Origin of the sequence: Flavobacterium sp. 123 (assembly GCF_003634825.1) — a bacterium.
Lineage (GTDB): Bacteria > Bacteroidota > Bacteroidia > Flavobacteriales > Flavobacteriaceae > Flavobacterium.
On record NZ_RBXD01000001.1, the window covers coordinates 905,208 to 915,717 of the forward strand.

At 31.8% G+C, this 10,510-nt stretch carries 13 protein-coding genes; 1 reads left to right on the forward strand and 12 read right to left on the reverse strand.

What is annotated here, in order from left to right; translation table 11 throughout:
• Positions 1-42 precede the first annotated feature (42 nt).
• Positions 43-1,452: a DUF4403 family protein gene (locus tag C8C88_RS04135; protein WP_121336903.1), complete on the forward strand. Its 1,410-nt coding sequence runs from the start codon at positions 43-45 to the stop codon at positions 1,450-1,452.
• 19 nt (positions 1,453-1,471) lie between these two features.
• On the opposite strand, the gene C8C88_RS04140 is transcribed toward C8C88_RS04135, so the two are convergent.
• The 12 genes from C8C88_RS04140 to gcvH form a co-directional block, all read right to left on the reverse strand.
• Positions 1,472-1,732: a hypothetical protein gene (locus tag C8C88_RS04140; RefSeq protein ID WP_121336904.1), complete on the reverse strand. Its 261-nt coding sequence runs from the start codon at positions 1,730-1,732 to the stop codon at positions 1,472-1,474.
• A complete protein-coding gene (locus C8C88_RS04145) occupies positions 1,722-2,264 on the reverse strand; it encodes a DUF420 domain-containing protein (RefSeq protein WP_121336905.1) in 543 nt (180 codons plus the stop codon). The genes C8C88_RS04140 and C8C88_RS04145 overlap by 11 nt, the downstream gene beginning before the upstream one ends.
• Positions 2,265-2,266: 2 nt before the next feature.
• Positions 2,267-2,953, reverse strand: coding sequence for an SCO family protein (locus tag C8C88_RS04150; RefSeq protein ID WP_121336906.1), 687 nt, complete (start codon positions 2,951-2,953; stop codon positions 2,267-2,269).
• Positions 2,954-2,963: 10 nt separating this feature from the next.
• Positions 2,964-3,605: a hypothetical protein gene (locus tag C8C88_RS04155; RefSeq protein ID WP_121336907.1), complete on the reverse strand. Its 642-nt coding sequence runs from the start codon at positions 3,603-3,605 to the stop codon at positions 2,964-2,966.
• 77 nt (positions 3,606-3,682) lie between these two features.
• A complete protein-coding gene (locus C8C88_RS04160) occupies positions 3,683-4,033 on the reverse strand; it encodes a cytochrome C oxidase subunit IV family protein (RefSeq protein ID WP_121336908.1) in 351 nt (116 codons plus the stop codon).
• Between the two features lie 21 nt (positions 4,034-4,054).
• A complete protein-coding gene (locus C8C88_RS04165) occupies positions 4,055-5,032 on the reverse strand; it encodes a cytochrome c oxidase subunit 3 (RefSeq protein ID WP_121336909.1) in 978 nt (325 codons plus the stop codon).
• A 42-nt stretch (positions 5,033-5,074) separates the two neighbouring features.
• Positions 5,075-5,662 carry a cytochrome c oxidase subunit 3 gene (locus C8C88_RS04170; RefSeq protein ID WP_121336910.1) on the reverse strand — a complete coding sequence of 196 codons (588 nt, stop codon included), beginning with the start codon at positions 5,660-5,662 and terminating at the stop codon, positions 5,075-5,077.
• Between the two features lie 2 nt (positions 5,663-5,664).
• Complete coding sequence (cyoE, locus tag C8C88_RS04175) at positions 5,665-6,567, reverse strand: heme o synthase (protein WP_121336911.1); 903 nt, start codon at positions 6,565-6,567, stop codon at positions 5,665-5,667.
• A gap of 102 nt (positions 6,568-6,669) precedes the next feature.
• A complete protein-coding gene (locus C8C88_RS04180) occupies positions 6,670-8,778 on the reverse strand; it encodes an energy transducer TonB (protein ID WP_121338561.1) in 2,109 nt (702 codons plus the stop codon).
• A 13-nt stretch (positions 8,779-8,791) separates the two neighbouring features.
• Positions 8,792-9,535: a deoxyribose-phosphate aldolase gene (deoC, locus tag C8C88_RS04185; RefSeq protein WP_121336912.1), complete on the reverse strand. Its 744-nt coding sequence runs from the start codon at positions 9,533-9,535 to the stop codon at positions 8,792-8,794.
• Between the two features lie 153 nt (positions 9,536-9,688).
• Entirely contained in the window at positions 9,689-9,979 is a 291-nt protein-coding gene (locus C8C88_RS04190; RefSeq protein ID WP_121336913.1) for a VanZ family protein, read from the reverse strand.
• Between the two features lie 88 nt (positions 9,980-10,067).
• Positions 10,068-10,448 (reverse strand): glycine cleavage system protein GcvH, encoded by a 381-nt coding sequence (gcvH, locus tag C8C88_RS04195; RefSeq protein WP_121336914.1) that lies wholly within the window; start codon positions 10,446-10,448, stop codon positions 10,068-10,070.
• Positions 10,449-10,510: the final 62 nt, after the last annotated feature.

A 10,510-nucleotide genomic window follows, 5' to 3' on the forward strand; every position in this document is an offset into this window, starting at 1 on the left:
TATATTTGTTTCACTAATTTTGTGTCTCTTAACAAAAACAAAATGCCAAAACTCATTCCCGTAGTACTTGTATTTGCCTTTTTAATTTTACTTACTAGCTGTGCTAATTCTCAAAAAATCACAACGCTAAAACCTGAACCTGATGATGCTGTTCCTTTAGTTTATGAAAATACTCCCTCTTTTATCAACTTGCCTATTAGTATTAAGCTAAAAGACATTGAAAAGAAAACAAATACCCTTTTGTCTGGATTGATTTATGAAGATAACACTATCGAAGATGATAATATTGAAATGAAAATTTGGAAATTGGCGCCTATCACAATTGAAAACAATCACGGAATAGGAGAAGAAAAAATTAAAACTATTTTACCTTTAAAAGCGGTTATCAAGTACCGAATAGGAACTAAAAAATTAGGCGTTGAACTATACAACACAAAGGAATTTAACTTAAATGGCATGGTAACTTTACTGAGTGATGTAAACCTAACCAACTGGAAACTGAACACAACAACCGAATTAAAATCATTAGATTGGGTTGAAAGTCCAACTATGACTGTTTTTAATAAAAACATTCCAATTACTTATTTGATTAATCCAGCTGTTAAAATCTTCAGGTCAAAAATTGAAAAGAAAATCGACGAATCCATTTCTAAATCTATGGATTTCAAACCAAATGTAATTGCTGCTTTAGAAAAAATTTGCACACCATTTCAGCTGAGCGAAACTTATGAAAGTTGGCTTCGAATAGCTCCTATTGAAATCTATTCCACAAATATAAAACTCAAAAATGACACATTTCTTCTAGATATGGGAATGAAATGCAACATGGAAACTTTGATTGGCAAAAAACCGGATACAAAATTTAATGCAAATACCATTATTTTAAAACCTGTAAGCAAAATCCCTGAGCAAATTACCGCTAATATTGCTGCCGTTTCGACCTATCAAGAAGCTTCAAAAATAATGACCAAAAACTTCTATGGGCAAGAATTTGGTTCAAAAACCAAAAAAATTAAAGTTCAAAACGTAGCCATTTGGCATAAGGATAGCAAAATGATTATTGCCTTAGATGTGATTGGATCAATAAATGGAACGATTTATTTAGCTGGATTTCCGCAGTATAATGAAGAAACCAAAGAAGTGTTTTTTGACAAACTGGATTATGCTTTGGACACAAAAAACAAATTGATGCTAACTGCAAATTGGCTAGCCAAAGGATTTGTTTTAAGAAAAATTCAGCAAAGTTGTCGCTACTCCATAAAACCCAATTTAGAAGAAGGCAAACAAAGTATTTTAGCATATTTGAAAAATTATTCTCCTATGCCTGGTGTATTTATAAATGGAAAAATGGAAGATATTCAATTTCAAAAAATACAATTGACTAACCAAGCCATGATAGCCTTTATAAAGATTAATGGAACTGTGAATGTTTCAGTAGATGGGTTAAAATAATAGAATAAGACAGAAATGATTACGATTTCTTTTTCTTCATTCTATAAATAACATATCCAATACCTCCAACTAATAGATACGGAATCACCATCAAATAAACAATTCCATCATTTACAGCTTCAGCTTTTGTTTTATTTCCTTCACTGGTTAATGCAGCACGACACATTGCACATTGTGCATTTGTAGTTACAGAAATAAGAAAAAAACAGATTCCAAATAAGAGTGTTCTTACTTTAGAATTAAATGTATTGTTTTTAATATTAGTTGCCTTAATTAACATAATAGGGTGAAATCATTAGATAAACAATCACTCCAGTAACAGCAACGTATAACCAAATAGGAAAGGTGATTTTTGCGATTATTTTGTGCTTGTCAAATTTATTGGCCAATGCTCTTACATAAGTAATCAGGACTAAAGGAATAATTGCAATAGAAAGAATTATGTGCGTTATCAATATGAAAAAGTAAACGAATCTAATTGTGCCTTCTCCACCAAATTTTGTTGAATCAGAGGTCATATGATATGCAACATACATCACAAGAAAAGCTACTGACAACGCAATTGCAGTGGTCATTAACCGCTCATGAAGTTTTCTATTTCCGTTTTTTATAGCAATAACTGCTGCAACCAAAATAACTGCAGTTATGGCATTAGTCGTAGCGTATATAGGCGGCAAAAAACTTAGTGGCTCTATATCAAACCCATAATCTTTTAGTTTAACTCCAAAAAGAATAGCTACCACAACTGGGATTAGAATGGAAACGATAATTATAAAACTACTGCTTTTTTGTTCTATCGAATTTTCTCTCATTTTTATTCGTTTAATAATGTATTAATGTCTTGTTGAATATTTCTCACTCCTTTTTTATCCAACCCATCATAATATAAAATTGGATTTCCAAAATCGTCTTTTCTACAACGGATATTCCCGTTTTTGTCAATCAAAGCAAACAAACCTGAATGCTCAAAACCTCCGCTTACTTTACTGTTCTCTCCAGCATAAAGATTAAATCCTTTATTGGCAAGATTAAAAATATACTCTTTATCTCCTGTCAAAAAGTTCCAACTAGAAGATTTAACTCCTAGAAAACTAGCGTGTTTTTTTAGAATTTCAGGTGTGTCGTGGGCTGGATCTATACTTATAGAAACGATTCCAAAATTAGGATTACCAAAGAATTTATCTTCAATAGTCAACATACTGGCATTCATTTTAGGACAAATAGAAGGACAGGTTGAAAAGAAAAATTCTAAGACATAAACTTTACCCTTATAATCTTCATTAGTAATTTGTTTATTGTCTTGATTTACTAATTTAAATTTTGGAGCTGGCCCTATTAGCACCAAATTTTTAGTGTCATTTTGATGTGTTGTAACTTTATCCAAACGATCTCCTTTTACAACATCACCATTTTTAATCCTATCTACAATCTTAGGAATAGCGTAAATTCCAAAGATCAGTACGATAAAAGAAATTCCAATGTATGATTTATTTTTAAGCATGATGTCTCAATTAAATTTGTCTAGTTGCATTATGATTCTTTTTTAGTGCCGCACGATATTCATACAAAATGACTTTAAAATCATCTAACATTTCATTACTTAACTCAGAAGGATGAAATGTATCATAGCCTTCTTTATATTCTTTCTTTTGTTTTCTTCCTCTTAGATTTCTTTCTTTATCTAAAATATAAACATTAGGGGTGCCAAAATTAGCATCTAATTTTCCAACTAATTTTAGTTGTTTGTAATAAGCACTGATTTCATCAGTAGTTGTAAAAACAAAACGCCATTGAGAGACATCAGTAAATGCTGCTAAAGCGTCAACAACTTTTTTAGCATCTGCTTCAGTTCCAATTGGACAAATAACTACAAATTGCAAATCTTTAAAATCATGATATCTCTGATAAATTTTTTGGTTTAAATTAAAAAAGTTACCTCTGTTTTTTAAAAGCTCTGTTCCTGAAAACCCCAGAATTGTCACTTTGCCATTTAAACTGACTTTTTGATTGTCTAAAGATTTCCAATTACCAAAGTCAGCAACTTTAGGAGTTATAACTGGTAGTTTAGTAAAACTATTTACCCCCGATGCAAAAAAAAGATAGGCAACGATAGGCAAAATAAAAAGAACAAAAAGGACTATATTTTTTTTCATTATGAAAAAATAAAATTTAAAGTGCAAAAATAAAAAAAGGCACGCAATGCGTACCCTTTTTTTGAATTAATATCTTGTTAAAAATTCCATTTAATGGTAGAATTTTTAAAAACCCCATAAATATAATCCCCCTCAGTCAATAGAATGAAAAGAATATATAATACTAGAAAAATTACTGGTAAAACAACTGCATTTCTCAAAGTACTTTTTTCACCTTCCATGTGCATAAAAGCCCATACGATATAATATGCTTTAAAGATTGTAAGCGCATAAAATATCCAGTTAAGCAAATTCATACTTAAAAAATTGTTCATGTGAAGAAACTCAGGTTTAATAATCCCTAAATAAACTTCTATAATTGTAACGGCAGATAATATTCCAAATACTTTCCAGATTCTACCGGTATTAGAGACGTGTTCGTGTGACATGATAATTACTTTTTTTGAAAATTAAACAAGATAGAATACTGTAAATACAAATACCCAAACTAAATCTACAAAGTGCCAATATAATCCAACTTTCTCAACCATTTCATAGCTTTTTCTTTTCTCATAGGTACCTATAAGCACATTAAAAAAGATGATGATGTTTATAATTACACCAGAGAAAACGTGGAATCCGTGGAAACCAGTGATAAAGAAGAAGAAATCAGCAAATAATTTACTTCCGTATTCGTTTCTAGTAAGATTTGCACCTTCAACTACCAAACTAGCTTGACTCAGTCTTAATTCAGACTCTTCTCTTGATAAAATTGTTTTTTTCTTTTCTTTAGTAATAACTTCAGTTCTAATCAAAAGATCAGGATGTGCTTTGAAACCTGCTTGAACTTCAGCTACAGAGTATGATGGTAAAGCTGGCTCACTCATGAACCATCTTCCTTTATTTCTTGTAAGTTGTTCTCTTTCTTCCGGCAATGTTGCAGCAAAGTCAGCCAGAGCTACTCTGTGACCATCTTTATCAACAAACTGAAGTAAGCTACCTCCTTTTGTCTCAATTGCTCCATACTCTCCTTTAATGAAGTTTTTCCATTCCCAAGCTTGTGAACCAACGAAGATTAAACCTCCGATAATGGTTAGAAACATGTAAACAACTACTTTATTTTTCTTCATTTGGTGTCCTGCATCAACAGCCAAAACCATTGTTACAGAAGAGAAAATCAAAATAAATGTCATTAATGCTACATAATACATCGGTGCAGATACACCATGCATGAATGGAAAGTGAGTAAACACCTCATCCGCCAAAGGCCATGTTTCAATAAATTTAAATCTAGAAAAACCATAAGCAGCTAAAAATCCAGAAAACGTTAAGGCATCTGATACGATAAAAAACCACATCATTAATTTACCATAACTTGCTCCCATTGGCTCATTTCCGCCACCCCAAGTTTTTTCTTCACTATTTGCAGTACTAACTGTCGATCCCATATAAGTTATTCGTTAAAAAGTTCCCAAATTTACATTTTTTTCTTATTTAAAGAAAAATAAAAATAAAAATAAATAAACCCACAATAAATCAAGAAAGTGCCAATACATCGCACCTAGTTCAATTCCAAGAGTTTGTGTTGAATTGTATTTTTGTTTAAAATGATTATAAATAATAATTAAAAGAGAAATAAGCCCTCCAGCCAGGTGTAACAAGTGAACAACCGTCACAATATAAAGAAATGTTGTTGTAATTGAACTTGCTTGTCCCGTAAAATAATACCCGTTTGCAACAATTTGACCGAATCCTACAAATTGCAAGATAACAAATAAAATTCCTAATGCTAAAGTAGACAAAAGAAACGTAGTTGTTCTTCCTTGGTGGTCTTTTTGTATTGCTTTTTTTGCTAAATGAAAAGTAACACTACATCCGATTATTGCTATTGTACTAAAATAAAACGCTGTTGGCAATTGAAAATCTTTCAACCAATCTGCTCTAGACTTACTTACCACAAAAGCACTCGTTAGTCCTGCAAACATCATCGTCATACTCACCATAGCAAACAACAATATCAATTTATATGATCTTGCCGTTCTGGATTTTTGTTCCTCTGTTGTCATTGTAATTTCCATAACTATCTTAAAAATTTATCAAATATATAAACTAATTGTAACAATGTAATATACGAAACACTTACTAGCATTAAAGTTCTTGCAGCTTTAGCAGTTCTCAATTTATAAAGTCTAACTCCGTAATAAAGCATCCAAAGACCTAATAAAAACACCACAACAGCAGCGACAGGCGTAATATACAATTGCCCTGTATGACCTAAAACTGGCAGAAGAGAGGCAATAATAAGCCAAACCGTATATAAAATAATTTGAAGCGCTGTTCCTTTATCTTTTTTTCCAGTAGGAAGCATAAAGAAACCTGCCTTTTCATAATCTTCAAACAAAAACCAACCAATAGCCCAAAAATGAGGGAATTGCCAAAAAAACTGAATCAAGAATAATGTTCCCGCTTCAATTCCAAAATTCCCTGTAGCAGCTACCCAGCCTAACATAAAAGGAATTGCTCCCGGAAACGCCCCAACAAAAACTGACAAAGAAGTCACCGTCTTAAGTGGCGTATAAATACTAGTATAAAGAAATATTGAAATCGCACCAAACATTGCTGTTTTAGGATTGATGGTAAATAATAATGCTATACCAATAATAGTTAACAAACTAGCAATAACTAATGCTACTGTCGAACTCATTCTCCCTGCAGGAACAGGTCTGTTTTTAGTTCGATCCATTAAAGCATCGAGGTCTTTTTCGATAACCTGATTAAAAGCATTTGATGCTCCAACCATACAATATCCGCCAATAGCAAGCTTTAATAATACAATCCAACTGCTAGAATCAAAACTATTATTTCCTAGCACAAATCCCGCAATAGACGAAAACACAACACTAATAGCTAAACCTGCTTTAGTAATTGCCTTAAAGTCAATATATATAGATTTTATAGAAATAGGATTTGGTATTGTATTCAATGCTGCTATTTATTTTTGTAAAAACTTTTGCAAAAGTAGGCTATCAAAAGGGATTTGGCAAAAAACAATTCATAAAAAAGTTTTTTATAACAAAACCGAAAATTAATAGTCAAAATACCAATTGAAAATATCTGCTCTCAACCCTATTGTGAACCAATTTGTACTTTGGTTAAAAGTAGTTGCCGTATTCTGACTTGGATCAAAACTTCTGTAAATATAACTTCCGAAAAATTTTAAATTCGTTGCCGGATTTATTAAATATCCTACTTGAAGATCTGTAATAAAGACTGCTGTTTTATTTCCTTGACCAACTTTCACTCCTGAATCAAAGGGTCTGTTTTCATCATAATCTTTATAAATATTACCGCCATAATTGTAACTATCCTCAGTCGTATTAAAATCCAAACCACGTGTTCCTGTAGTAATTTTAGCATCTGCAAAATACCTCCCCTTATGATAACGAGCAATTACAATAAACTCTTTTGCATTACCACCCCATTGATGCCCCATGCTTTGGTTGTTATGCCCATAGTTTGTAATAGGGTCACTATGAGAATACACATAAGGACGCACATGATTGTATTCCAACTGAAGCAATAAATTATCAACATGAAAAGCATTGTAATATTTAGCTCCCAACTGATATCCAAATTTATTTTTCCAACTATTGTCTACACTTTTAATTTCACCAAGAGAAAATTCATCAAGTAAAAATTGCCCATAGAGATTAACTTGATTATTCCATTTATATTTATAGGTAAGTCCTAAAAGTGCATTTCCAGTTCTAGCCGAAGAAGCAAATTCAACTGTTCTGTAAAAAATAATAGGATTTATAAAACTCTTATCAAAACCTCTATTATTGGTATTAGTCCAAATCACAGACTCGAAAAATCCTAAATTTAATTTATTTGAAACATTCCAACTTAAGTAATGATTGGCCATAAACTTTGTAGCATACGTTCTTTCGATTGTAACTTCTGGGCGAACATCTTTAAGCCACATGTAGGTATTCGTATATTTTATTTTCCAAAAATTAGTATTTATTTTGAAATATGGGTATGGACTAGCTCCGTCACTTTCTAACAAAGAACGGTATCCATCTCCTATAAAATTTCTTCCATAACCTAATTGTAAATCAAAATTCTTGCTTGCTGCATACGTTAAATTGGCTTCCGCCAAAGGAAAATCATAGGAATCCGTTTTGAAATCTTTGGCAATTCCAATGCCCGGTATTATAGCAGGATTACCTCCTGCAGGCTTAATTGATTCAGCATATTGATTGAAATAATCCGCAAATCGTCCTTGGCTTTCAAAAACAGTTGTGGTAAAATTGATTTGTTTCCCAATTCCTCCTCTAAAATTAATTCCTCTAGTATTTACATATGTGTAAGAAACATCACTTTGAGATGCTTTACCCACTTGCAAATCAAATATAGGATTTACAGTAAACCAATATCCTTCGCCTTGGATTTCGACCATACTCTCGTTCCATAATTTTCTAGACCACCATCCTGAAGCTTCTTTTTTATTCTTTTCGTTAACTTTTTTAAAATCATAATATTTCGAAACTTCGGCATACGTATACGGTTTAGAAGCCGTATGATTGTTACTTCCAATCTTATTAATTGAAGCATCAAATTCCGCATAATAACTATGAGAGAAGGGAATATTAAGGTGACTCTCGAACTCTGGATTAGTATACTTCTTATAAACTAAACTGTCTAATTCCGTAAGTTTTGTAGTTGTATTATTAAGAATCTCCGATTTAGCTTTTGCTTCAGCGGCAATTTGTTCTTTAGTTTTTAAAGGTATTGCAATTGAAATAGTATATTTTGAATACGTAGCTTTTCCATTATAAGTAGCAGGTTTAATTTTAGGAAACTTAGCAAAAACTCTTTTTGTTTCTTTTACTAAATCTTCTTCAACAGCATCTACATAAATAACTTTGAAAGTTCCCGTTTCATCTACTTCAAAAAGGACTTTTACAGTTCCATTAAAATTATTTTGTTTTAAGCTTTCAGAAACATTAAAATTTTGGAAAACAAAATCTTGAACTTGGTCATAAAAGCAATTTTCTAAGGTTACCCCTTGCAGATTTTCACATCCCGAAAAAACAGGAAATCTTTCGGGTAAAGCATTACCGCTTAATTCTTGAGAATAGCTAAAACAAGTATATAATGCTAAAAATAACAATAACAAACCTTTCTTCATATTGCTGCTGTGTTTAATAATCAATTTGTGTGCTTTCTCCATTTGCAATTGCTTTAGCTCCTGAAGTTCCTATTCGTTTTACTCCCAATTGTATCATTTCAATAGCTTCATCATAAGTTCTAACACCTCCAGCAGCCTTCACAGGAAGCGGAAAGGCGTTTTCAAGCATTAAAGTAATCGATGAAACTGTGGCGCCATTAGGCAAATTGTTTTTGGTTTTAAAAAAACCGGTAGATGATTTCACAAAAACAGAAGAAAACGATTCTTCTTTAAAATTTGAAATTACCAAATTTTTAATCAAACAAGACAATTGTATAATTTGCGTATCAGTTAGAGCCGCAACTTCAATTATCCATTTTACTACTTTATGATTAGCCAACCCTAAGGTTGTACATGCAAGAATTTCTTGTTTAACTAAATCAACTTCACCGCTCTTAAAAGCCTCATAATTACATACAAAATCTAAATCATCAGCACCATTCTTGATTGCCTCATTAGCTTCTAATACCTTTTCGTCTAAACTAGATTTGCCTTCTGGAAAATCAATCACAGTACCAATCTGCAAATTTGAATGTGCTTCAGCAATCATCTTTTTAGCCAGCGCAACTCTATTGGGACGAATCATAATAAGCTTAAAATGTTCATCAATTGCTTCTTGAATAAATCTCTTAGCGATTAAAACACTTTCCGTTTCACTAATTCCTTCTTGCTCTGCGGTTTTTAAATAAGTAGAGTCTAGATATTGTCTGACATTCATGGTTTTATAACTTAAATTAAAAGAGACCAATAGTAGGCAAAAGTACATTTTATATTGAAAAAGGGTGTTCTAAATGTCTACTTTTTAAAATCAAACCGAAAAAGTCCATTTCACAACTTCACTAACAAAAAAAAATCCCATCGGAATGGGATTTTATATCAAATTAGATTTTTGTTTTTTTAAATACAAGATTAAACCACTAGCAAGCATTGCTCCTGAAAAATTTGCTAAAACATCAAACACATCTGCCTTTCGGGTAGTTGTAAATAATTCTTGTAATATCTCGATGGTAATCCCAAAACAAATGGAAAGCAGTACTGTTATAATTAGTAATTTATTACTATTTGCTTCTTTGTAATGTTTTTGAAAAAATAAAAACCAAAGGATTGTAAATGAAAAATGAAAAAATGCATGAACAATTTTATCTAAATTTGGGATCGACATAGTAACATCTGGAATATTGCTCGCCTTTATCAAACAAAAAAAGGCAATAGCTAAAGTCCAAAATAGGGCAATCCAAAAAAAGAGTTGTTTAAGCACCAATCAATTCTTTGTATGATTCGCTTGATAATAAGGAGTCCACTTCATCTAAGTTAGATACTTTTACTTTTATCATCCATCCTGCTCCGTAAGGATCAGAATTCACACTTTCAGGAGCACTTTCCAAAGCATCATTAAAAGCGATAATTTCTCCAGACAAAGGAAGAAATAAATCTGAAACTGTTTTTACAGCCTCAACTGTTCCAAAAACCTCATCTTTTTCTAAAGTCTGATCAAGTGTTTCAACCTCAACATAAACAATATCTCCCAATTCTTTTTGAGCGAAATGGGTAATTCCCACTGTAGCGATATCACCTTCTAAACTCACCCATTCGTGATCTTTTGTGTACTTTAAATTTGCTGGTATACTCATAAAAATGCTTATTGATAATTAATTAAATTTTACGATACAAATGTAACAATCTTATATACAAT

Coding starts and splice junctions, on each gene's coding strand:
- C8C88_RS04135 (WP_121336903.1), top strand. CDS start 43: ATGCCAAAACTCATTCCCGTAGTACTTGTATTTGCCTTTTTAATTTTA.
- C8C88_RS04140 (WP_121336904.1), bottom strand. CDS start 1,732: ATGTTAATTAAGGCAACTAATATTAAAAACAATACATTTAATTCTAAA.
- C8C88_RS04145 (WP_121336905.1), bottom strand. CDS start 2,264: ATGAGAGAAAATTCGATAGAACAAAAAAGCAGTAGTTTTATAATTATC.
- C8C88_RS04150 (WP_121336906.1), bottom strand. CDS start 2,953: ATGCTTAAAAATAAATCATACATTGGAATTTCTTTTATCGTACTGATC.
- C8C88_RS04155 (WP_121336907.1), bottom strand. CDS start 3,605: ATGAAAAAAAATATAGTCCTTTTTGTTCTTTTTATTTTGCCTATCGTT.
- C8C88_RS04160 (WP_121336908.1), bottom strand. CDS start 4,033: ATGTCACACGAACACGTCTCTAATACCGGTAGAATCTGGAAAGTATTT.
- C8C88_RS04165 (WP_121336909.1), bottom strand. CDS start 5,032: ATGGGATCGACAGTTAGTACTGCAAATAGTGAAGAAAAAACTTGGGGT.
- C8C88_RS04170 (WP_121336910.1), bottom strand. CDS start 5,662: ATGGAAATTACAATGACAACAGAGGAACAAAAATCCAGAACGGCAAGA.
- C8C88_RS04180 (WP_121338561.1), bottom strand. CDS start 8,778: ATGAAGAAAGGTTTGTTATTGTTATTTTTAGCATTATATACTTGTTTT.
- deoC (WP_121336912.1), bottom strand. CDS start 9,535: ATGAATGTCAGACAATATCTAGACTCTACTTATTTAAAAACCGCAGAG.
- C8C88_RS04190 (WP_121336913.1), bottom strand. CDS start 9,979: ATGTCGATCCCAAATTTAGATAAAATTGTTCATGCATTTTTTCATTTT.
- gcvH (WP_121336914.1), bottom strand. CDS start 10,448: ATGAGTATACCAGCAAATTTAAAGTACACAAAAGATCACGAATGGGTG.